This is a genomic window from Chelativorans salis (genome assembly GCF_025336525.1).
GTDB classification, from domain to species: Bacteria; Pseudomonadota; Alphaproteobacteria; order Rhizobiales; family Rhizobiaceae; genus Chelativorans; species Chelativorans salis.
Genome location: NZ_JAOCZP010000007.1, coordinates 30559 through 51832, shown reverse-complemented (window position 1 = coordinate 51832; position 21274 = coordinate 30559). Strand labels below are relative to the sequence as shown.

Annotated in this window: 21 protein-coding genes; 1 reads left to right on the top strand and 20 read right to left on the bottom strand. The window is 63.2% G+C overall.

Annotation, left to right across the window (positions count from 1 at the left end):
- Positions 1 to 48: 48 nt before the first annotated feature.
- The 17 genes from N5A92_RS19950 to ruvC all read right to left on the bottom strand — a co-directional run bounded on the left by N5A92_RS19950 (position 49) and on the right by ruvC (position 16912).
- The gene (locus tag N5A92_RS19950) at positions 49 to 1221 is read right to left on the bottom strand and encodes a phosphoserine transaminase (protein WP_260905741.1); all 1173 of its coding nucleotides are present in this window, start codon (positions 1219 to 1221) and stop codon (positions 49 to 51) included.
- Between the two features lie 166 nt (positions 1222 to 1387).
- Positions 1388 to 2083 (bottom strand): outer membrane protein, encoded by a 696-nt coding sequence (locus N5A92_RS19945; RefSeq protein WP_260905739.1) that lies wholly within the window; start codon positions 2081 to 2083, stop codon positions 1388 to 1390.
- Positions 2084 to 2257: 174 nt separating this feature from the next.
- On the bottom strand, positions 2258 to 3109 hold the full coding sequence (locus N5A92_RS19940; protein WP_260905737.1) for an outer membrane protein: 852 nt from the start codon (positions 3107 to 3109) through the stop codon (positions 2258 to 2260).
- A gap of 237 nt (positions 3110 to 3346) precedes the next feature.
- Entirely contained in the window at positions 3347 to 4699 is a 1353-nt protein-coding gene (gene glmM / locus N5A92_RS19935; RefSeq protein ID WP_260905736.1) for a phosphoglucosamine mutase, read from the bottom strand.
- Between the two features lie 250 nt (positions 4700 to 4949).
- Positions 4950 to 6887: an ATP-dependent zinc metalloprotease FtsH gene (gene ftsH / locus N5A92_RS19930; protein WP_260905734.1), complete on the bottom strand. Its 1938-nt coding sequence runs from the start codon at positions 6885 to 6887 to the stop codon at positions 4950 to 4952.
- 124 nt (positions 6888 to 7011) lie between these two features.
- Positions 7012 to 8283, bottom strand: coding sequence for a tRNA lysidine(34) synthetase TilS (gene tilS, locus N5A92_RS19925; RefSeq protein WP_260905732.1), 1272 nt, complete (start codon positions 8281 to 8283; stop codon positions 7012 to 7014).
- A 65-nt stretch (positions 8284 to 8348) separates the two neighbouring features.
- Complete coding sequence (gene ybgF / locus N5A92_RS19920; RefSeq protein WP_260905730.1) at positions 8349 to 9302, bottom strand: tol-pal system protein YbgF; 954 nt, start codon at positions 9300 to 9302, stop codon at positions 8349 to 8351.
- Between the two features lie 157 nt (positions 9303 to 9459).
- Entirely contained in the window at positions 9460 to 9972 is a 513-nt protein-coding gene (gene pal / locus N5A92_RS19915; protein ID WP_260905728.1) for a peptidoglycan-associated lipoprotein Pal, read from the bottom strand.
- A 180-nt stretch (positions 9973 to 10152) separates the two neighbouring features.
- Positions 10153 to 11469 carry a Tol-Pal system beta propeller repeat protein TolB gene (tolB, locus tag N5A92_RS19910; RefSeq protein ID WP_260905727.1) on the bottom strand — a complete coding sequence of 439 codons (1317 nt, stop codon included), beginning with the start codon at positions 11467 to 11469 and terminating at the stop codon, positions 10153 to 10155.
- 38 nt (positions 11470 to 11507) lie between these two features.
- A complete protein-coding gene (locus tag N5A92_RS19905; RefSeq protein WP_260905726.1) occupies positions 11508 to 12566 on the bottom strand; it encodes a cell envelope integrity TolA family protein in 1059 nt (352 codons plus the stop codon).
- A gap of 5 nt (positions 12567 to 12571) precedes the next feature.
- Positions 12572 to 13024 carry a protein TolR gene (tolR, locus tag N5A92_RS19900; RefSeq protein ID WP_260905725.1) on the bottom strand — a complete coding sequence of 151 codons (453 nt, stop codon included), beginning with the start codon at positions 13022 to 13024 and terminating at the stop codon, positions 12572 to 12574.
- A complete protein-coding gene (tolQ, locus tag N5A92_RS19895) occupies positions 13024 to 13752 on the bottom strand; it encodes a protein TolQ (RefSeq protein ID WP_260905724.1) in 729 nt (242 codons plus the stop codon). Before tolQ ends, tolR begins: the two co-directional genes overlap by 1 nt.
- 259 nt (positions 13753 to 14011) lie before the next feature.
- Entirely contained in the window at positions 14012 to 14482 is a 471-nt protein-coding gene (ybgC, locus tag N5A92_RS19890; RefSeq protein ID WP_260905723.1) for a tol-pal system-associated acyl-CoA thioesterase, read from the bottom strand.
- A 6-nt stretch (positions 14483 to 14488) separates the two neighbouring features.
- Positions 14489 to 15529 (bottom strand): Holliday junction branch migration DNA helicase RuvB, encoded by a 1041-nt coding sequence (gene ruvB, locus N5A92_RS19885; protein WP_260905722.1) that lies wholly within the window; start codon positions 15527 to 15529, stop codon positions 14489 to 14491.
- The gene (locus tag N5A92_RS19880) at positions 15526 to 15732 is read right to left on the bottom strand and encodes a hypothetical protein (RefSeq protein WP_260905721.1); all 207 of its coding nucleotides are present in this window, start codon (positions 15730 to 15732) and stop codon (positions 15526 to 15528) included. The genes ruvB and N5A92_RS19880 overlap by 4 nt, the downstream gene beginning before the upstream one ends.
- Positions 15733 to 15779: 47 nt before the next feature.
- Positions 15780 to 16400, bottom strand: coding sequence for a Holliday junction branch migration protein RuvA (gene ruvA, locus N5A92_RS19875; RefSeq protein WP_260905719.1), 621 nt, complete (start codon positions 16398 to 16400; stop codon positions 15780 to 15782).
- On the bottom strand, positions 16397 to 16912 hold the full coding sequence (gene ruvC / locus N5A92_RS19870) for a crossover junction endodeoxyribonuclease RuvC (RefSeq protein ID WP_260905717.1): 516 nt from the start codon (positions 16910 to 16912) through the stop codon (positions 16397 to 16399). The genes ruvA and ruvC overlap by 4 nt, the downstream gene beginning before the upstream one ends.
- Before the next feature lie 123 nt (positions 16913 to 17035).
- Here ruvC and N5A92_RS19865 point away from each other — a divergent pair, with 123 nt between their 5' ends.
- On the top strand, positions 17036 to 17812 hold the full coding sequence (locus N5A92_RS19865) for a sulfite exporter TauE/SafE family protein (protein WP_260905715.1): 777 nt from the start codon (positions 17036 to 17038) through the stop codon (positions 17810 to 17812).
- Between the two features lie 8 nt (positions 17813 to 17820).
- On the opposite strand, the gene rcdA is transcribed toward N5A92_RS19865, so the two are convergent.
- The 3 genes from rcdA to N5A92_RS19850 all read right to left on the bottom strand — a co-directional run bounded on the left by rcdA (position 17821) and on the right by N5A92_RS19850 (position 21156).
- Positions 17821 to 18351, bottom strand: a complete 531-nt coding sequence (gene rcdA / locus N5A92_RS19860) for a protease adaptor protein RcdA (RefSeq protein WP_260906031.1) — start codon at positions 18349 to 18351, stop codon at positions 17821 to 17823.
- Positions 18352 to 18690: 339 nt separating this feature from the next.
- Positions 18691 to 20334, bottom strand: coding sequence for an acyl-CoA synthetase (locus N5A92_RS19855; RefSeq protein WP_260905714.1), 1644 nt, complete (start codon positions 20332 to 20334; stop codon positions 18691 to 18693).
- 48 nt (positions 20335 to 20382) lie between these two features.
- Complete coding sequence (locus N5A92_RS19850) at positions 20383 to 21156, bottom strand: sulfite exporter TauE/SafE family protein (RefSeq protein WP_260906029.1); 774 nt, start codon at positions 21154 to 21156, stop codon at positions 20383 to 20385.
- Positions 21157 to 21274 lie beyond the last annotated feature (118 nt).

Genomic DNA, 21274 nt, shown 5'->3' with positions numbered 1-21274 from the left:
AAGCGAATGCGGTGGGAAGAGGCAGCGCCGACGTCGGCGCTGGACTGTTCAGGCGCTCTCTAGCGCCGCCTTCTGTTCCTGGAATGCCCAGTCGAGCCAAGGCATCAAAGCCTCCAGATCGGAGGTCTCGACGGTCGCGCCGGCCCAGATCCTGAGGCCTGGAGGTGCGTCGCGGTAATGGCCGATGTCATAGGCCACACCCTCCTTGTCGAGCCGGGATACCATGCCCTTGGCGAAGGCCGCCTTGGCGTCGGAATCGAGCCGAGCCACCGTCTCGTCTACGATCGACAGGCACACAGAGGTGTTGGAGCGCGTGGCCGGGTCCTGCGCCAGATGCGCGAGCCAATCGCTCCTTTCAACGAACCGGTCGATGACGGCGAAGTTGGCATCGGCGCGAGCGATGAGGCCTTCGAGCCCGCCCACCGACTGCGCCCAGGAAAGTGCGTCGAGATAATCTTCCACGCACAGCATGGAGGGGGAGTTGATGGTTTCGCCCTTGAAAATGCCCTCGATCAGTTTTCCGCCCTTGGTCAGGCGGAAGATCTTCGGCAACGGCCAGGGGGGCGTGTAATTTTCCAGCCGCTCTACGGCACGCGGGCTGAGGATGAGGATGCCGTGCGCGGCCTCGCCGCCCAGCACCTTCTGCCAGGAGAAAGTGACGACATCGAGCTTGGAAAAATCAAGCCGCTGCGCGAAGGCGGCGGAGGTGGCGTCGCAGATGGTCAGCCCCTTACGGTCGGCGGGGATGAAGTCGCCGTTCGGTACACGCACGCCGGAGGTCGTGCCGTTCCAGGTGAAAACCACGTCGCGGTCGAAATCGATCTGCGCGAGGTCCGGCAGCTGGCCGTAGTCCGCCTCGATGCGCCGCGCGTCAGCAAGCTTGAGCTGCTTGAGGACATCCGTCACCCAGCCGGCGCCGAAGGATTCCCAAGCGACCATGTCGACGCCGCGTTCGCCGAGCAGCGACCAAAGCGCCATCTCGACGGCGCCGGTGTCCGACGCCGGCACAATACCGATGCGGTAGTCTGAGGGAACCTGAAGAACCCCGCGCGTGAGCTCGATTGCCCGTCCGAGCTTTTCCTTGCCGATCTTGGCACGGTGGGAGCGTCCGAGCGCGGCATCCTTCAACGCCTCGGGCGTCCAGCCGGGGCGCTTTGCGCAAGGTCCTGATGAAAAATAGGGATTGGCCGGACGGATGTCCGGCTTGGGGAGTGTGCTCATGATGTTCTACCCTTCCAGATAGCTCGCCCCTCGGTGGGGAGGGGTGGCCCACGGAGGGGGTTATGCTGTCAGGGCCGCCGCGTCAAGCAGGTTCTTCACGAGACAGAGCAGCGCATGGCGGGCCCTTCCGCCCGCCACCGCGGAAACTTTGAGCCTTTGCCGGGACTTACCAGAGATCGTAGCGCAGTCCGACCTTGACCTGGTGATAGTCCACGCCGTCCTCGACGGTATTGGAGGATACGTCGAGATATTCCAGACTCGGCGAGTTGAGGTATTGATAACCCACGTCCAGAGAGACGTTTTTCGTGACCTGATAGTTGACGCCTGCGTTGAGTGTGTAGGCGAACTTGTATTGCCGATCCGATGGGGAGGGCGGAGTATTCAGCGTCGGTGAATCAACCTCCAGCTCGTGCTTGGAAAAGACGAGGCCGGCACCGGCACCGACATAAGGGGTGATGCCGACAAAGGTGCCGAGGTCGACGTAACCGTTGACGATCGCGCCCAACACCCGGTTCTCGCCCGATACCGAATCGACTCCGTTGTCGTAGTCAAAGCTGTCGTCCCCTATATAGGCGAGATTGACATCTGCCCGCAGCATGTCGGTGAAGTGATAGCCGACACCGATGCTGCCTCCAAAACGGTTGTTGTCCGCCTCTTCGCCGAAGAGGCTGAAATCATACACCGAATCGTTGACGCTGTAGGTGACGTCGCCGCGCAGATACCACCCCGAACCGAACTCCACCGGCACGTATTGCGGCGCTTCCTCTATGACGATGGGCGGGTCGTAATCGGCCGCGCCGGCGGATGTCGCCAGCGCGGCACCCGCAACGATCAGAATGAGAGTGCTGGAAAATTTATACATAACCTGCTCCGCGAAAATGCGACGGAGCAGTGCTTGCCCCCCGCCGCCAGTCGAGAGGCAGTGTTAACCATTTCGGTTAAGTCATGGTTAAGGATAACAGTGCGTGAACGAGCGATACGAAAAAGGCCGCCCGGCGGAAAGCCGGGCGGCCTACAGGTACGATGGAAGATATGTTTATTTGTAGACCGGCGGCTCGTACTTGAAAGGCGGCGGGTCGTAGGCCACCATCTGCGGCACGGCGCAGTTCGGATTGCCGCCGCCGAACGAATAGCGCAGGCCCGCACGCGCCTCGTGCACGTTGAAGCCGTCGTCGTAGCCGGGGCCAACGCCGAAGCCGGATTCTTCGAACATGCGCCCTCCCTCGATACGGCTGAAGCGATAGCCGGCGTCGAGCTGCAGGTTCTCGGTCAGGCAATAGGACGCACCCGCCATGAGCGACCAGGCAAAGCGCCAATTCTTGGCACCTCTGTGCACATCCGTTTCGCCGTCGATGGTGTTTTCGAGATCGTCCCACTTCACATATGCGCCGCCGATACCCGCGCCGACATAGGGTGTGACACCACGATAGGTGCCAAGGTCGACATAGGCATTAGCCATCAGGAGAAGCGCCGAATAAGCCGATCTGTCAGTCGACGTACAGGGCACGGGCGGATCGCCGCACACGCCCGAGGTCGTGCCGCGAAAGTCTGACTTGAACCAGTAGTCCGCCGTGAAGTCGGTGCGCAGATAACGCGTCATCTGATAGCCGACGCCCGCGCCAAGCGACATGGCGCCATCGAGATCCGTGGTGTCGAAATCGTCCGTGCCGGGCGGCGGACCATAGGTGATGTATTCGGTACCGCGCAGTTTCGACCAGTGATAGTTGATGTCCCCGCGCAGGTACCAGCCGCCCGCGGCCACCTCCTTTTCAACGTACTGCGGTGGCGGCATCTCCACCACCGGCGGTTCATAGATGTCGGCAGCGTAGGCGCCGGTGGCGAAGGCAACCGCGGCAGCCACGATAACCGGCTTCATCGTCTTCAGCATCTTTCCCCATCCCCCAAAAATACGACGGCCGCACGGTTTGGCGCCTCGCTTGGTTGAGTCATGGTGAAGATTGGAGCAAAAAAGTTAAACGCCGCTTAACCCTAACAGTTTGATTTCCGCGTTTTCATGCAGCGATAAGTTTGTTCTTATTCAAGTGGAAATTGGAGCCGCGTCAGGCACAGCCTGCGTGTCGTAGCCGGTTTTAACCAGTCTGGCAGGCTGAAGACCGACGGGTTCCTAGGCCGCCGTGCGAGCATTGGCGATGGCACCGATGATATCGTCGACCACGGCGTGCACCAGATCGGGATCGTCGCCTTCGGCCATCACACGGATGAGCGGTTCGGTGCCGGAGGGGCGGATGACGAGACGACCGCTCTCGCCAAGCCGTGACTGCGCCTCGGCGATCGCCGCCTTGACCGGCGCCCTCTCGAGCGGCTTGCCGCCGCTGGTACGCACGTTCTTCAAGACCTGCGGCACCGGCTCGAACTTGCGGCACACCTCACTGGCCGGGCGGTTCTCGCGCTTGATGCAGGCCAGAACCTGCAGCGCCGTGACCAGGCCGTCGCCCGAGGTAGCGAAGTCGGAAAGGATGACATGGCCGGACTGCTCACCGCCCACGTTGAGCCCGTTGGCGCGCATGTGCTCCACCACGTAGCGGTCGCCCACCTTGGTGCGGTGCAGATCGAGCCCGCGGCCCTTCAGGAAGCGCTCCAGGCCGAGATTGGACATCACCGTAGCGGCGATGCCGCCGCCGGCCAGCCGCTCGCTCTCATGCCAGGACTGCGCAATCAGCGCCATGATCTGGTCGCCGTCGACCACGGTGCCGTTCTCGTCGACGATCACCACCCTGTCTGCATCGCCGTCGAGCGCGATACCGATGTCGGCACGCACTTCGTGCACCTTCTTTGCAAGGCTCAAGGGGCTGGTCGAGCCGCAATCGCTGTTGATGTTGAGGCCGTCCGGGTCGACGTGGATGGCCACCACCTCCGCACCCAGTTCCCAGAGGGCAGCGGGTGCCACCTTATAGGCTGCACCGTTGGCGCAGTCGACGACGATGCGCAGCCCCGAGAGCGACATGGCCCGCGGCAGTGTGCGCTTGGCGAATTCGATATAGCGATCATGCACGCCGTCGACGCGCTTTGCCCGGCCGAGCATTTCGGCATCGGCCAGCGCCAGCTCGATGTCCTTGTCGAGCATCGCCTCGATGCGTCCCTCGATCTTGTCGGAAAGTTTATAGCCGTCGGGCCCGAACAGCTTGATGCCGTTGTCCTCGAACGGATTGTGCGAAGCCGAGATCATGACGCCGATATCGGCCCGAAGCGAGCGCACCAGCATAGCCACCGCCGGCGTCGGGATCGGCCCCAGAAGGAACACGTCCATGCCTGCCGCGCAGAAACCGGAAACCAGTGCGTTCTCGATCATGTAGCCGGAAAGGCGCGTGTCCTTGCCAAGCACCACGCGATGGCGATGGTTGCCGTTCTGGAAGGTCAAGCCGGCGGCCATACCCACCTTCATGGCCACCTCGGCTGTCATAGGAAATCGATTGGCACGACCGCGGATGCCGTCGGTCCCGAAGTATCTCTTCGTCATGTCTTTTTTTGCCCGCACCGGTTTGGAAATTTGTCGCAAAACTGCGGTCCCCATCTTCATTTGCCACAGGTTCGGGAGCTTGTGCTCATCACTTTATGTCAGAAATCGTAACCGATCTATATGAATAGGTGCTTGCCCACCATGATTAACGGTAGGTAAACAACCGTGATACAGGAAGCGATGCGCTAACAAAACTGCGGGGCGCCAAGGCCCCGCAGCACTGTGGATTTTTATGTCGCTGTGACGGTTCCTACCCTTGCGGTTGTGGTTCCATCCCGGCGTCGGGCTCTTCGCCGCCCTTCTTGTTTTCCTTGCGCGCACCGGCCTTGGGCACGGTGGAGCCGCGCGACGGCGGTGTATCATCGCCAAGGTCGCGCGCCGGCTTCTCGCCGCGGATGATGGCACGGATTTCGTCGCCCGACAGCGTCTCGTATTCGAGCAGGCCTTCGGCGACAGCGATCCATTCCTTCTTCTTCTTGGTCAGGATTTCGCGCGCCTTGGTATAGGCCTCGTCGATGAGCCTGCGCACCTCCTGGTCGATCTTCTGCTGCGTCTCCTGCGACATGTTCTGATGACGCGCCACGGAGTGGCCGAGGAATACCTCTTCCTGGTTCTCACCATAGGCGACCTGACCGAGCTTGTCGGAAAAGCCCCACTGCGTGACCATGGCGCGGGCAAGTTTGGTCGCCTGCTCGATATCGGAGGCCGCACCGGAGGTGATGTTCTCCTTGCCGAACTTGATCTCCTCGGCCACGCGACCGCCCATCATGGTGGCGAGCCGCGAGATCATCCACCTGTAGCTCATGGAATAGCGGTCGCCCTCGGGCAACTGCATGACCATGCCGAGCGCCCGCCCACGCGGAATGATGGTCGCCTTGTGCACCGGATCGGAGGACGGCGTGTGGAGCGCCACCACGGCGTGCCCCGCCTCGTGGAAGGCGGTCAGTTCCTTCTCCTCCTGGGTCATGGCGTGCGAGCGCCGTTCCGCGCCCATCATCACCTTGTCCTTGGCGTCCTCGAACTCAGCCATGGTGACGAGACGCTTGTTACGGCGCGCAGCCATCAGGGCGGCCTCGTTGACCAGGTTGGCGAGATCGGCACCGGAGAAGCCCGGCGTGCCGCGCGCGACGATCTTCAGGTCGACATTGGGCGCCAGCGGCACGTTGCGCACGTGAACCTTGAGGATCTTCTCGCGTCCGGCAATGTCCGGGTTCGGCACCACGACCTGCCGGTCGAAGCGGCCGGGACGCAGGAGCGCCGGATCGAGCACGTCGGGCCGGTTGGTGGCGGCGATCAGGATGATGCCCTCGTTGGCCTCGAAGCCATCCATCTCGACCAGCAACTGGTTCAGCGTTTGCTCGCGCTCGTCGTTACCGCCGCCAAGGCCGGCGCCGCGATGGCGGCCGACCGCGTCGATCTCATCGATGAAGATGATGCAGGGCGCGTTCTTCTTGGCCTGCTCGAACATATCGCGCACGCGCGAAGCACCGACACCGACAAACATCTCAACGAAGTCGGAGCCGGAGATCGTGAAGAACGGAACATTCGCCTCGCCGGCGACGGAGCGGGCAAGCAGCGTCTTACCCGTTCCCGGAGGGCCGACCAGAAGCACGCCGCGTGGGATCTTGCCGCCCAGGCGCTGGAACTTCTGCGGATCACGCAGGAACTCGACGATCTCCTCCAGGTCTTCCTTCGCCTCGTCGACGCCCGCCACATCCTGGAAGGTGACGCGGCCATGCGCCTCGGTAAGAAGCTTCGCCTTGGACTTACCGAAACCCATGGCGCGGCCGGAGCCCGACTGCATCTGCCGCATGAAGAATATCCACACGGCGAGGATGAGGATCATCGGCAGCCAGGAGATGAAGTAGCCCAATATGGAGTTGGAGCCGTCCGATTCCGGCCGTGCGTTGATGGTCACGCCACGGTCTTCCAGCCGCTGCACGAGGCTCGGATCTCCCGGAGAATAAGTCTGGAACGGCGTCTGGTTATCCGTGTAGGTGCCGGTGATGCGATCGCCGGTAATCGTCACGCTCTCAACGCGGCCGTTCGCCAGTTCCTGAAGGAACTGCGAATAGGCGATGTCGCGCGTCGCTCCACGCTGCTGCGGCGCCTGGAAGAGGTTGAACAGCGCGATGAGCAGAACGGCGATGATCGCCCACAGCGCGAAATTTCTGTAATTCGGATTCATGTGCGTCCTGTAAGTGCGCCGAGGCCGGCATCATCCCAAAGCACGGGTTTCAACTAACATAGGGAGCGTGCGCAATATTGCCAAGCGCAAGCCCGCTATTGCGCTCATATCCCAGCCGATATGGTTATCTGTTATCCCCTTTGTGGCCGCGCCATGGCGAAGGCTGAATAGTCGCACCGCCTATCACCTTGGCGACCGCCCGTGCTGGAGCGAGATCGAACGTGGGCAAAAACCGCGCCCACGGCCCCGCCACCGACTGCAGAGACACCGCCGCTCCCTCGCTTGCACGACCGAGAAACCGCCCATCGCGCCAAAGCGCCGGTTCGGCGGCAAGCGCCGAGCGCGCAAGACCGGCGGGTGCATCCAGATCGGCTAGCTCGGATGCCCGCACGTTCTCGGTGCCGAAAGGAGCGAGCATCAAGTCGCTTGGCGTTTCACGCACCTGGACGCGGTATCGCCCGTCCCAGATCATACCGCCGGCGACGGCGAGCCGAGGCAGATTACGCCTCTCCCGATGAATATAGAGACCTCCACGCCTTGCGGCGATAACCGCCCGCGACAAGGTGGCGCGAAAGCCTTCGTCTCCCGCACGCGCCAGAATAGCCGCGGTCCGTGTCTCGTCCGGCAGATGCTGCGTGCCGCCGGCGACCGCCAGAAGGATCCGGAGCGTATAGAGGGCCACGCTCTCCTCCGCCTGTCGTAGCGCTGAATGCGGCAGGCAAAGGAGTCCTGGCACAACAAGCCGCGTCGTGCCGGAGATGAACGTGGCAGCGTGTTCCCCTGCCTCCTCCCGCGCAAGGCCCGTTTCCCGCGCCCGGTCGACGAGCCGCTCGACATCCTCTTCGTCCAGCGTCTGTCGCACGCGCGCCCGTTCGAACCGCCGGTCCTTGTTGCTGGGGTCTTCGAACCAGCCGATGCCTTGCGCCTGAAGAAGGCGGCGCAGCGCGCTTCGGCGCGCGCCGAGAAGCGGCCGTACGAACCAGACGCGGCCGTCGTAGAGCGTGGCGGGAGCGATGCCTGCGGTTCCACGCCCGCCTCCGCGCTTCAGCCGCATGGCCAGCGTCTCGGCCTGGTCGTCCGCCGCGTGGCCAGTCAACACGAGATCACTGCCCGCCTCGTCCGCCGCGCCCGCCAGAAGCCGCAGCCGGGCTTCCCGCGCCGCAGCCGAGAGCCCGGTCGCCGGTTTCCGCCCCTCCCATCGAAGAACACGATGCGCAATGCCGTGCGCTGCGCACAGCCGGCCTACCGCACGTGCCTCCTCCGCGGCCTCGGGGCGAAGGCCGTGATCTACCGTCACGGCCAGAAGCGATGGTCCGCTTTGCGCGCTTTTCAGATAGTCGTGGAGAAGGAGCAGAAGGGCAAGCGAGTCGCCGCCGCCTGAGACTGCCGCAATCACGCATCTGCGCCCGGCAAGATCGATCGCGGAAAAGAGAGGACCCGCCGCGGGCGGGGAAACCTGGCTCAGCAACCGGCAGAAGCCTGTTCCCGCCTGACCCGCTCCCTGAGCGCGTCGGAGGCCTGCGGATAGCGCTGGCCGATTTCGGTAAAGGTTGCGCAGGCGACGTCGATCTGGTCGAGCGCGGCGAGGGAGACGCCGAGCTTCAGGAGCATTTCCGGCGCCTTGCCGGCGTTGGGGTGGTCGCGGTTGGCCTGCAGGAAGACCTCCGCCGCCTCGCGGTGGCGGTCCTGCCCCAAAAGCGCCTCGCCCAGCCAAAAACTGGCGTCGGCGGCATGCTGCCCGTCTGGAAAACGCTCCAGATACTGACGGAACCCAGCCTCCGCCGTACCGTAGTCGCCGGAAAGAACGAACTCGTAAGCATTGCGGTAGATCTCATCCGGATCATCGGAGGGCGGCACAGCGGCGACGATGGAGCCGCCATTGCCGGTGTCCTGGTTGCCATGCAAGAGATCCACCGGCCCGCTGGTACCGTTGGAGACGAGATTGCCGTTCTCGTCGAGGGTCAGGGTGCCAAGCGTACGCGGCGGCTCTCCCTGGGTCGGGGCAGTGGTATCCGCCGTGCTGGTCGTGCCTGTCGCGGGATCGCCAGAGGGGACTGCGGGACGCTCAGCCCTTTCTAGCGGTTCTTGGCCCGTCGCCTCGGAGCGCTTGCCCTCCAGCTCCTGGAAACGGAATTCGTTGTCTTCCTGCATGCGGCGCAGTTGGTCCTGCATTTCCAGGAGTTGGAAGTTGAGCTCCTCCACCCGGCCGTTCAGCCGCCGCACCTCTTCCTCAAGGCCGACAAGGCGCGGGTCGCTCGCCTGGGCCAAGATAATGGGTGCTTCATGACGGCGTTCGTGGCCGATGGAGGGAGCGTCGGACAGACGCGGCTGGAATCCCGCTTCGCCGATCCCCACCGTAGCGGCGAGGGAGAAGGCTACAACGGACAGACCGGTCAAAAATGTTCGGAACTGCATTCCTGTCTCGCTCTCGAAAAGGACATGATAAAGGCGGCGGCAGCGGCCCCGCCTTCCCTTTATCAGGCCGTGAGACTTCGGCCAAATTTTGATTGTGTGCGCCATGCAAAAAGGGCGGCATCGTTTGCCGCCCTCGTGAACCACTCTCGCTCGGGCGTCAGCTTCCCGCCCCGTTCAACACTGTGACGGCGCGCCGGTTCTGCGACCAGCAGGAGATGTCGTCGCAGACGGCCACCGGCCGCTCCTTGCCGTAGGAGATCGTGCGGATGCGGTTGGCTGGCACGCCCTGCGACACCAGGAAGTCGCGAGCGGCAGCGGCACGGCGGGCGCCCAGCGCCAAGTTGTATTCACGCGTGCCGCGCTCGTCGGCATGGCCTTCCATGGTGATGGAGTAGGACGGGTACCTGTTCAGCCACTGCGCCTGACGAGTAAGCGTCGCCTGCGCGTCGGAGCGAATGACGGAGGAATCCGTATCGAAGAAGATGCGATCGCCGACGCTGACCGTAAACTCCTGCGTGGAACCCGGCGTCGCCGACCCCGCGCCGCCTCCCAGGCCGAGATCGGCCGCCGTGTTGGGAACCTGTTGCTGAGACCGACATCCCGCGACCGCGAGAGCGGCGAAAAGGGCGATGGCGACGGGATTTCTAGTCAGGGCTGCGATACGGCGCATTGCCGTCACTCCTTGGCATTTGAGTGGATTTCTTCAACACCTAGTAACCATGGTGCGGTTAACGCGCGTTCAAGAAACGAGGTTAACGTTTCGTTGTTTTCGCACTGTCCCCACCCGCACCACATTACAAAAACCGTGATTCGGACGGTAGTGGCAAATGCGGCTGAAAGGCGGCGGAAATCACTTCAGCAGTGGAGACCAGGCCGGATCCGAGCCGAAAGTCGGTGTCGGCACCGGCTGCTCGTTGCGGCCTGTCAGGTCGATTGAATAGAGTTTCGGCCCTGCCGCGCCTGCATCCTGGCGGAAGAACATAATAACCCGACCATTGGGCGACCACGTCGGCCCCTCCTGCAGAAAGCCCGACGAGATGATCCGCTCGCCCGAACCGTCCGTGCGCATCACGCCGATCTGGAAATTCCCTCCGCTCTGCTTCGTAAAGGCGATGAGATCGCCGCGCGGCGACCAGACCGGTGTCGAATAGGCGCCGTCGCCGAAGGAGATGCGGCGCTGGTTGCTGCCGTCGGCACCCATGACGTAGATCTGCGCCCTCCCGCCCCGGTCGGAGGTGAAGACCACCTGGCTGCCATCTGGCGAATAGGAAGGCGAGGTGTCGATGGCATTGGTGTCGGTCAGCCGCGCCGTGTTCCGCGTCCTCAGATCCATCGTATAGATGTTGGAGTTGCCGTCCTCGCGCAGCAGGCTCATGATGACCTTGTCGCCGTTGGGCGAGAAGCGCGGGGCAAAGGTCATGCCCGGGAAGTTTCCCACCAGCTCGCGCTGGCCTGTTTCAAGCTGCAGCAGATAAACCTGCGGATTGCCGCTCTCGTAGGACATGTAGGTGATTTCCTGACGCTGCGGCGAAAAGCGCGGCGTCAGCACGATCGAGCGGCCGTCGGAGAGGTACTCGTGCCTGGCTCCGTCCTGGTCCATGATGGCAAGCCGCTTGACGCGGTTGTCCCGCGGCCCGGACTCGCTGACATAGACAATGCGGCTGTCGAAATAGCCCTTCTCGCCGGTGAACTGCTCGTAGATCGTGTCGGCGATGATGTGCGCGACGCGGCGCCAGTTGTCCTTGTTGGCGAAGAGCTGCTCCCCCGCGAGCTGCCGCCCCGCAAACGTGTCCCATACACGGAACTCCACACGCAACCGGCCGTCCGGCTCCTGCGTCACGCGCCCCGTCACCACGGCCTGGGCGTTGATGACCTTCCAGTCCTCGAAGCGAGGCGTCACGTCGGGATTGGATATCTTTTCGATGAAGGCGTTCTTCTCGATCGGCGCGAAGAGACCTGAGCGCCTGAGATCGGCGGAGATCACGCCGGCGATCTCGGTGCCCATCGCATCGCCCGACAGAAAGTCGGTGATGGCGATCGGTACCGGCTCGACGACACCCTTGTTGATGTCGATTTCCACCAGCGCCCGCGCCGGGACGACAGCCAGCGCGGCAAAGCCCGCGACAAGCGTCACGATGGCGAGGGTCGTTTTCACGAATTTCCGCATCAGCTCATGCCTCTTGAATTCTCGGTCGGGTGTTCGTGTCAGAACATGTCGGTGGGATCGAAATTGACGATGACGTCGGCCCAGGCGCTGTATTTCTCAGCCGGCAGATTGTAGGGCGCGCACTGCAAGATAGCACGCTGCGCCGAGAGGGCCGCTGCGCGCTCCACGGTGGAGCCGCTGCCGCCGGATATGATCTCGGGGCTCCCCTCGACGGCGCCGTTCGGATCCAGCTTGAACTTGAGCGACACTTTGAGGTTCTCCGCGTCGATCGCGCCCGCCGGCACGTTCCAGCAGCGCTGGATCTGGCCGCGCAATGCATCCATCTCGCTCTGCGTCAGCGTCTCACCGGCAGTCGTGCGCTCGCCGCCGAGCGCAGCTTCCTCCGTGGAGCGCTTGGCACCGCCGCCGGAGGCCTTCTGCTTGTCCAGGAGCGCCGCCACCTGATCAAGCAGCTCCTCATCCTTCTCCTCGCTCTTCGCCTGCTCGCGGGCGGTCGGCTTTTCCGTCTCCTTGCGTTCCGGCGCCTTGGCGGTCTGCGCCTTTGGCGGCTGCGGACGCGCTCGCGGCACGGGGGCTGATTGGGGCAGTCTCACGCTTTCATCTTCCGCATTCTCCGCCACCACGGGCTCCTCGGCCGGTTCCGGCGTGACTTCCTGTCGGGGCTGCGGCTCGGGCTCGCGCTCGGTGGCCGGCGCAGGCACATTTTCAGCTTTTGCCTGCTCCGTCTCTTCGGCGGGCTTCTCCACGGGCTTCGGCTGGGGCTTGGGAGCGGGGGCCGATTCGGCCGTACGCTCCTCCACCGGTTTTGGCCTCACCTCCGGCGTCGGCGGCGTCTTCTGGTCCGTATCCGCCTCGCCTGTCTTCTGCGCGTTTTCCACTATGTCCGGACGCTCCGTCGGCGTCGGAGTGGGCTTCTGCCGCAACGGCGCCTTTTTGTCGCCTTCCTGAACCTGTGACAAGCTATCGACAGGAACGATGTCGACCGGTAGCGCCTCGACATCGGCCACTTCATAGGCGCGTGGCGCCGACAACGAGAAAATCCCGAAGCCGAGAAGCACCGCGTGCATCGTGACCGATGTGACGAGACCGGTCTTCATGAAGATCAGCTGTCCTGTTCCTGCAGGGTGACGAGACCGAGATTGCGGAAGCCGGCGGCCGAGATGCGCGCCATTACCCGCATCACCGTGCCGTAGTCCGCCGACTTGTCGCCGCGCACATAGATGCGCTCGTCATAGCCGGCCTGGGCGATAGCCTCCAGCTTCGGCACCACCTCGTCGATCGGGATCTCCGTTTCCTGGAGATAGATCAGCCCCTCATTGTTGACCGATATGGTGATCGGCGTCGTTTCGGAGTTCAGCGCCCGTGCTTGCGTCTCGGGGAGGTCGATGGGAACGCCGACCGTCAAGAGCGGAGCGGCCACCATGAAGATGATGAGCAGCACCAGCATCACATCCACGAAAGGCGTGACGTTGATCTCCGACATCAGCGCGTGCCGGCGCCCACGGCGCCTGCGCCCGTTCCCAACCCCATTGGCCGAGGAAACCGACATGCCCATCAGGCGTACTCCTCTGCCCTTTGCTTCGGTACAGCTCTCTCATCAATTTGCCGCGACAGTATGGCAGAGAACTCATCGGCAAAGCCCTCCATTCTGGAGGCCAGCTTGCCGGCATCGGATGTCAGTTTGTTGTAGGCAATGACAGCGGGAATGGCCGCCAGGAGCCCCATGGCGGTGGCCAGCAGCGCCTCGGCGATGCCCGGCGCCACCACGGCGAGATTTGTGGATTTGGAGCCGGCGATGGCCTGGAATGAGGTCATAATGCCCACCACCGTGCCGAAGAGGCCGATGAAGGGTGCCGAGGAACCAATCGAAGCGAGGAAGCCGAGCTTGCCCTCCAGCCGCTCCATCTCCCGCGTCAGCGCCAGGTCCATCGCTTTGTCGACGCGCGTTTGCAAGCCGAGCGGCGAGCGCGCACCCTTCTCAAAGCTCTTTTTCCATTCACGCATGGCCGCCACGAAAATGGAGCCCATGCCCGAGGTTTTGCGCTCCGACAGCGAGCGGTAGAGCTCCTCCAGCGACTGTCCGGACCAGAACACCTGCTCAAACCGGTTGAGCGCGACGCGCATTCGCGCATAGGCAACCGTCTTGTCGACGATAATGGCCCAGGTCCAGATAGAGACGGCCAGAAGGCCGATCATCACCAGCTTGACGACCCATCCCGCCTGCCAGAACAGCGCCCAGATGGACAGATCCCCACCCGGCGCGGTGAGCGCTACACTTTCCATGGACAAACATCCTCGTAAAATCTGGGCAGCATCTTAATGCCGATCCGTCCCGCCCGCGTGGCTGCATCACCCCAACGAAGTCGCAGCGCCCCCCCGCGAGCTTTCATTCGCGCCTTTTTCCGGGAAATTTTGGTCAAAGGAAGGCGCGCGTAACGCTGGTTATACCTAGATCATATGGGGAATCATGGTTAACGGTATATTACGACGACACCAATAATTGTCGGAAACCGTAATTATTCAAAACTCTATGCGCAGCACCTTACGCAGGACGGCGCAGAAAAGCCGCCGCCCACTCCTTGGGAAAGCGCCGCGGCTTGCCTGAAACGCCGATGATCGCCGCCTCCACCCGCGCCTCCACCAAGCGTTCGCCATCGCGCGAAAGCTGCTGCGCCATGAAGATGCGCGCCCCGGAAATCCGTTCCAAGCGCGTATCCACGGTCACGATATCATCGATGCGGGCAGGCTGACGGAACTCGATATCCATGCGCCGCACCACCCAGGAAAGCCGCTCCCCATGCTTGCCGTCGGCAAGCTCTGTGTGATGGACGCCGGCCAGGCGCAGGAAATCCGACCGCCCACGCTCCAGGAACTCGAGATAGCGCGCGTGGTAGACGACGCCGGTGAAATCCGTATCGGCGAAATAGACCCGCGCCATCAGCCGGTGGCCCGTGGGTGTAAGCTGGCCGCTGAGCCCGGCGGTCAGCGCATCGTTGCGGTCGGCATCGGCCAATGACTGCTATTCCTCTTCCTGGAACAGGCTGATCTGCGCCTGTGTCAGCTCTTTCGGCGCCGTCAGCCCCAGATGTTTCCATGCCCGCGCCGCCAGCACACGCCCGCGCGGCGTGCGCTGGATGAAGCCTTGCTGGATGAGATAAGGCTCGATGATGTCCTCGATGGCGTCGCGCGGCTCGGAAAGCCCCGCCGCGATGGTATCGATACCGACAGGCCCGCCGCCGAAATTCTCCACGATCATGGTAAGGTAGCGCCGGTCGAGCTGGTCAAGGCCGAGCGCGTCAACTTCCAGCCGCGACAGCGCTTCATCGGCCACCGTGCGCGTTACCTTCTCCGCACCCGCAACCGAGGCGAAGTCGCGCACCCGGCGCAGGAGCCTGCCGGCGATGCGCGGCGTTCCGCGGGCGCGCCGGGCGATCTCCTCTGACCCATCTTCCGTGAGGGGCAGACCGAGGATGCGCGCTCCGCGGGTGACGATCGCCTGCAACTCCTCCACCGTATAAAACTCCAGCCGCACGGGAATGCCGAAACGGTCGCGCAGCGGTGTGGTGAGCAACCCGAGCCGCGTCGTCGCCGCCACCAGGGTGAACTTCGCAAGATCGATCTTCACCGAGCGCGCCGCTGGCCCCTCGCCGATGATCAGGTCGAGCTGGTAGTCCTCCATCGCCGGATAGAGGATCTCCTCCACCGCCGGATTGAGCCGGTGGATCTCGTCGATGAAGAGAACGTCGCGCTCTTCCAGATTAGTGAGCAGCGCCGCCAGATCGCCCGCCTTGGCGATCACCGGACCGGACGTCGCGCGGAAGTTGACGCCGAGCTCGCGCGCCATGATCTGCGCCAGCGTCGTCTTGCCGAGCCCCGGCGGCCCGACGAACAGCACATGGTCCAGCGCCTCTCCGCGCCCACGCGCGGCTTCAACGAACACCTTGAGGTTCGCCCGCGCCGCTCTCTGCCCGACGAACTCGTCGAGCGTCTGCGGCCGCATCGTGGCGTCGACATCCTCGCCGCGCTTGTCGGAGGAGATGAGGCGGTCGGCCTCGCTCATGAAAGCAACTCCATGGCTTTACTTCGCTTGCCCGCATGGCGGTCGAATGCCACCGCACGCGCGCAGCCGGTGCTGAGATTGCCCGACGCAACCATCACATCTGAAAACCCGGTTCTGTTTTTCCTCGCCTGTCCGGCCGCCTCGACCATCGGCTCCCGCTTCTCAACGACCAGATCATCGACGTCAAGGATCTCGCCAGCCACACTTCACCACGCGCATACTCGAACGTCCGGATCCAAGGACGGGAACACTACCGCGCCAACTCCTTCAGCCCCAGCCGGATCAGCGTCCCCGTATCCGCGCCTTCCCCCGCCGACCTCATTGCCGCGGCCACCGCGTTCGCCGCCACGTCGCGCGAATAGCCGAGATTGGCCAGCGCCGAGACCGCGTCGGAGACAGGTGCGACCGCCACTCCCTCTCCCAGCTCCTGCTTCAATCCGATGGTGCCCGTTGCTTCGCCCGCATAGGCCGGCACCTTGGTCTTCAGCTCCGTGACGATCCGCTCGGCCACCTTGCGGCCCACGCCCGGCGCCCGTGCCACCATGGCTACGTCCTTGAGTGCGATGGCGTTGGCAAGCTCTGACGCCGAAAGCGTCGAAAGGACCGACAGCGCCACCTTCGCCCCCACGCCCTGCACATTGTTCTGCAACAGGCGAAACCACTCGCGCTCCAGCACCGTGCGGAAGCCGTAGAGGCGGATCATGTCCTCGCGCACATAGGTCTCGATGAACAGCGTCACCGCCGTCCCCACGCCCTCGAGGCTCGACAGCGTACGCGCCGGGCAATAGGCGACGTAGCCGACGCCGCCAACGTCGACGATGCAGTGATCCTCGCCGATCTCGTCGACGATGCCCTTCAGCTTGCCGATCATTTCGCCGTTTCCAGGGCCAGACGGGAGGTGACCGACTGTCTATGGTGCGCATGGCAGATGGCGATGGCTATGGCATCCGCGGCGTCGTCGGTATCGAATTGCGCTTTCGGCATCAGCACCTTCACCATCATGTGGATCTGCTTCTTATCGCCATGGCCGACGCCGATCACCGCCTTCTTGACCGCGTTCGGCGCATATTCGGCCACCCGCAAGCCGGCGCGCGCCGGCACCAACATGGCAATGCCGCGCGCCTGGCCGAGCTTCAGCGTTGCCGCCGCATCCTTGTTGACGAAGGTCGCTTCCACCGCCGCCTCCTGCGGCGTGTGCGTATGCAATATGCCGGAAAGGCCATCGTGAAGCTGGCAGAGCCGCGTGGCGAGATCGGTTTTCTCGTCCGAGCGCACTGTGCCAGCCGCCACAAAACGCAGCGAATTGCCCAGCGTCTCGATGATCGCCCAGCCGGTGCGTCTCAGCCCGGGATCGATGCCAATGATGCGAATCGCGCCTGCCATGGCACTACCATAGCCGCAGGCAGGCCTATTGCCATCAGCCAACAGCGCGAACAGGAACAATGGGAAGAAAAATCGCACAGCGGACGGCATGGGCCGCAGCACGAAGAAGGCCTACGGCGCGACGTGATCCTTCCCGTCCTCGATCAGAATCTGGCCCTGCTTCTGGCGGCTGTCGCCGTGGCCGGCGTCGCGCGCGGCCTATCGGGTTTCGGAACCGGCATGATCGTCACGCCGATCGCCGCCGCGCTCTATGATCCGATCACCGCCGTTGTGCTCATCGTCATCATAGATTCGCTGCCCATGCTGCCGGTGACGATACCCGTCCTCAAGATCGCACGATGGCGCGAAGTGCTGCCCATCCTGGCAGGCCTCGGCGTCTTCGTCCCCGTTGGCATCTATATCCTGAAGCACGGCGACCCGGCGCTTCTGCGCTGGTTCATCTGCCTGACGATCCTCGTCTGCGTTCTCGCCCTCTGGCGCGGCTGGCGCTACCGCGGTCCGCGTTCGCTTCCCATTTCCTTCTCAGTCGGCGGTCTGGCCGGCGTTCTCTCGGGCATCGCCTCGCTCCCCGGCCCGCCAGTCATCGTCTACTGGCTCGCCACAGCGCTTCCGGCGGCGATCGTGCGCGCCAACCTGCTGGCACTGTTCTTCCTGAGCGAATTCCTGTCGATCGGCAATCTCTGGGCCGCGGGGCTTTTCGAAATGCCCCGCCTGATGTTGGGGCTCACCGCAACGCCTTTTTATCTGACCGGCCTGCTCCTGGGCTGGGGCCTCTACGGCCGCTCCAGCGAACAGGTTTATCGCCGGTTCACCTTTGCACTGGTCGTTGCGGCTGCGCTCATTGCGATGCCGACATCGGAATATGTCGTGAGGGCGGCAATAAGCGCCCTAGCCGCGTAAGGATCAGCTCAGCCACGCCCGAAGGCGGTTTGCAGCAGGGTGATCTGGTCCGAGACAGGATTGACCGCGAACGGCTCGTCCAACGTCCGCTCCGCCTCCGGACCGTAGATTTGCTCGTCCATGCGCCGCACCAGCGCCTCCAGCCGCAGCGAACGCCGCACCAGACTGCGGAAAGCCTCCGGCAGTTCGGCCCATCCGGGCGCATCCTCGTGGGCGGAGGCGGTGTCGAGCCGCACCTTCGCCTTCTCGACCGCGACCTGTTCCCGCGTCATCTCGCCGGAATTGGCGGCCCTTTGCAGCAAGAGCCAGGAAGCGAGCTGCATGAGGCGCGTCGTCAGGCGCATCGATTCGGCCGCATAGAGCCCCGCCGCCACCTGCGGCAGCTCCTTGGCGGCCAAGCGCCCATCGCCATCGAGATATTCGGCCGCCTCTTCGACCAGCCCCATGCCCTCATTGTAGAGCGGCTTAAACGAATGAGAGAAAACCCGCCTCTCCGCCAACTTGACCATATTGGCGCTACCCGTACTGCCCGTGACCATGCGCATCACGCCCCAATCCCACTGCGCCCAATCCGGCGCATGTCCATTGTTGTAGCCTTCTTGAGGGCGGCAAAATGCGCTTTGAGAAGCCTGAACGCAAGCCCTAGCTTAACAAAGCGTTAACGGCCGACTTTGGCAAAAACATCGACGGCTGAAAAAAAAGAGCCGCGGTTGCGGCTCTCAGGAGTTTAACAGGGAGGCGTCAAACAGAATGGCTCCAGCCACTCGGTAAGAATCCAGATCACTGGATAAACACAGTAAACACCCGTAAAGCTTAACAGAAGGTTAACGAAATCGCGGATCTTCGACTAAAAACCGCGAAAAATGCTTCACTTCCTCTCACATCGCCTTTGCCAGGTCGCGCAGCTTGAACTTCTGGATTTTCCCCGTCGACGTCTTCGGGATTTCCACAAAAAACACATGGCGCGGGCACTTGAACGATGCGAGCAGCCGCCGGCAATGATCGATGATCTCCTCCGCACTTGCCTGCTTGCCCGGCTTTAATTCGACGAAGGCCACCGGCGTCTCGCCCCATTTGTCGTCCGCGCGCGCCACCACACCGCATGCGGCGATGGCCGGATGCTTGTAGAGCGCGTCCTCCACCTCGATGGAGGAAATGTTCTCGCCGCCTGAGATGATGATGTCCTTTGAGCGGTCCTTGAGCTGGATGTAACCGTCCGGGTGCAGCACACCGAGATCGCCGGAATGGAACCAGCCGCCGGCAAAGGCTTCGTCCGTCGCCGCCTTGTTTTTCAGGTATCCCTTCATGACGATGTTCCCGCGGAACATCACCTCGCCCAGCGTCTCGCCGTCGGGCGGAACGGGCTTCATGGTCTCGGGGTCCATCACCGTCAGGCCTTCCAGCGTCGCGTAGCGCACGCCCTGCCGCGCCTTGCGCGTCGCCTGCTCCGGCCCGTCGAGGCCGTCCCAAGCCATCTTCCACTCGTTCACCACTGCGGGGCCGTAGGTTTCAGTCAACCCGTAGAGGTGAGTGACGATGAAACCGGCATCTGCCATCGCCGCCAGAACGGATTCGGGCGGCGGTGCAGCGGCTGTGTTGAAGATGACGGTCTGCGGGAAGTCGCGGCGATCCGCCTCCTCGGCATTGACCAGCGTTCCCATGACGACGGGCGCCCCGCAAAGATGCGTCACGCCATGATCGGTGATCGCATCGTACATGGCTTTCGCGCGCACCCAGCGCAGGCATACGTGAGTTCCCGCCTGAAGCGCCAGCGTCCAGGGAAAGCACCAGCCGTTGCAATGGAACATGGGCAACGTCCACAGATAGACCGGATGCCGCCCGAGGCCCGCATGGACCGTATTGGCATAAGCCATCAGCGCCGCGCCGCGGTGATGGTAGACCACCCCCTTGGGATTGCCCGTCGTGCCCGAGGTGTAGTTGAGCGAGATGGCGTCCCATTCATCGTCCGGCATCGCCCAGGCGAAGTCGGCATCGCCCGAGGCCACGAAAGCCTCGTATTCTGCGCTTCCAATCGGTTCCCCCTTGGGATGGGGTGCGTCGGCGGGATAGTCCGGATCGTCGTAGTCGATCACCAGCGGCTCCACCTTGGCCCTGGCCAGTGCCTCCTTCATGACGCCGGAGAACTCGCGGTCGACGATCACCACCTTCGCATCAGCATGGTCGAGCTGGAAGGCGACGACGGCGGCGTCGAGGCGCGTGTTGATAGAGTGGAGCACCGCCTTCGTCATCGGCACGCCGAAATGCGCCTCCAGCATGGGCGGCGTGTTCGACAGCATCGCCGACACCGTGTCGCCCTTGCCAATGCCGTGGCGGGCAAGGGCGGACGCAAGCTGCCGCGAACGCTGCCAGAATTCCCGGTATGTACGCCGGGTCTCGCCATGGATGATGGCCGTATGGTCAGGAAAGGTCATCGCCGCCCGCTCCATCAGCGTCAGCGGCGTCAGCGGCTGGTGGTTCGCGGGGTTTCTGTCGAGATTCTGCGCGTAAGGATTGTCGCTCACGTTTTCCTCCCAGGCTTTTCCTCCATTCTTAAGACAGGAGGAATTGTCTCACCAGCCCCAAAGGTTTGCCGTGCCGTCGTGGATGAGCTTGAGCGAAACGATCAGCACCATCGTGTACATGAAGGGATAGAAGACCTGCGGCTTCATGCGCTTGACGATCCACACGCCGGCGAGCGTAGCGAGTGGCGCCAGCGGCACGAGGATTAGGGAAGCTGTCAGATTGGTCGCATCGAACTGACCGAGAGCGAAATAGGGAATGAGCTTCACCGCGTTCACAATGGCGAAGAAGACGACGCTCGTACCGGTATAGAGCTTCGGGTCCTGCTTCAGCGACAGGGCGTAGACCTGGTAAGGCGGGCCGCCCGCGTGGGCCACGAAACTGGTGAAACCGGAAACCGTGCCCCAGAAGAACCCTTTGTAAGGACTGTGATTGGCAATGCGTTCGCCGCTGCGCACCTTATCCACTACCCAGCGCATGAAGAAAAGGAAGGTTACGACGCCGACGATGAGCCGCACGTGTCCTTCGGTGACGACAGCCGCCGTCAGCCAGCCGATGGTGATGCCGATAAGCGCGCCGGGCAGCATGATGGCGAGCAGCCGCCGATCGAAGAAGCCGCGCCAGGCCCACAGCGAAACGACATCCATGACGATGAGGATCGGCAGCAGGATGGCCGCTGCCTGCACCGGCGGCACCACCAGTGCGATCAACGGCACGCCGAGCAGCGCCATCGCCCCGCCGAACCCGCCCTTGGACAGGCCAACCAGGATGACGGCCGGGATCGCGGCCAGATAGAAAAGCGGGTCGCTGAGAATGGGAGCCATGTCGAGACGTCGATTGTGCGGTAGCGGCATAACCCCATTCCCACCGCTTGACGAGGGGCGGCAGCGAAGTTTCCGATTTCTCTTGTGGGCTTACCGCCCCTTCGCTATGCCCCAATCA

Bases quoted from the DNA above. Each gene is read 5' to 3' on its own strand.
- N5A92_RS19950 (WP_260905741.1), bottom strand. From the start codon at position 1,221: ATGAGCACACTCCCCAAGCCGGACATCCGTCCGGCCAATCCCTATTTT.
- N5A92_RS19945 (WP_260905739.1), bottom strand. From the start codon at position 2,083: ATGTATAAATTTTCCAGCACTCTCATTCTGATCGTTGCGGGTGCCGCG.
- N5A92_RS19940 (WP_260905737.1), bottom strand. From the start codon at position 3,109: ATGCTGAAGACGATGAAGCCGGTTATCGTGGCTGCCGCGGTTGCCTTC.
- glmM (WP_260905736.1), bottom strand. From the start codon at position 4,699: ATGACGAAGAGATACTTCGGGACCGACGGCATCCGCGGTCGTGCCAAT.
- ftsH (WP_260905734.1), bottom strand. From the start codon at position 6,887: ATGAATCCGAATTACAGAAATTTCGCGCTGTGGGCGATCATCGCCGTT.
- ybgF (WP_260905730.1), bottom strand. From the start codon at position 9,302: ATGCAGTTCCGAACATTTTTGACCGGTCTGTCCGTTGTAGCCTTCTCC.
- pal (WP_260905728.1), bottom strand. From the start codon at position 9,972: ATGCGCCGTATCGCAGCCCTGACTAGAAATCCCGTCGCCATCGCCCTT.
- tolB (WP_260905727.1), bottom strand. From the start codon at position 11,469: ATGCGGAAATTCGTGAAAACGACCCTCGCCATCGTGACGCTTGTCGCG.
- N5A92_RS19905 (WP_260905726.1), bottom strand. From the start codon at position 12,566: ATGAAGACCGGTCTCGTCACATCGGTCACGATGCACGCGGTGCTTCTC.
- tolR (WP_260905725.1), bottom strand. From the start codon at position 13,024: ATGGGCATGTCGGTTTCCTCGGCCAATGGGGTTGGGAACGGGCGCAGG.
- tolQ (WP_260905724.1), bottom strand. From the start codon at position 13,752: ATGGAAAGTGTAGCGCTCACCGCGCCGGGTGGGGATCTGTCCATCTGG.
- ruvB (WP_260905722.1), bottom strand. From the start codon at position 15,529: ATGAGCGAGGCCGACCGCCTCATCTCCTCCGACAAGCGCGGCGAGGAT.
- ruvA (WP_260905719.1), bottom strand. From the start codon at position 16,400: ATGATCGGCAAGCTGAAGGGCATCGTCGACGAGATCGGCGAGGATCAC.
- ruvC (WP_260905717.1), bottom strand. From the start codon at position 16,912: ATGGCAGGCGCGATTCGCATCATTGGCATCGATCCCGGGCTGAGACGC.
- rcdA (WP_260906031.1), bottom strand. From the start codon at position 18,351: ATGGTCACGGGCAGTACGGGTAGCGCCAATATGGTCAAGTTGGCGGAG.
- N5A92_RS19850 (WP_260906029.1), bottom strand. From the start codon at position 21,156: ATGGCTCCCATTCTCAGCGACCCGCTTTTCTATCTGGCCGCGATCCCG.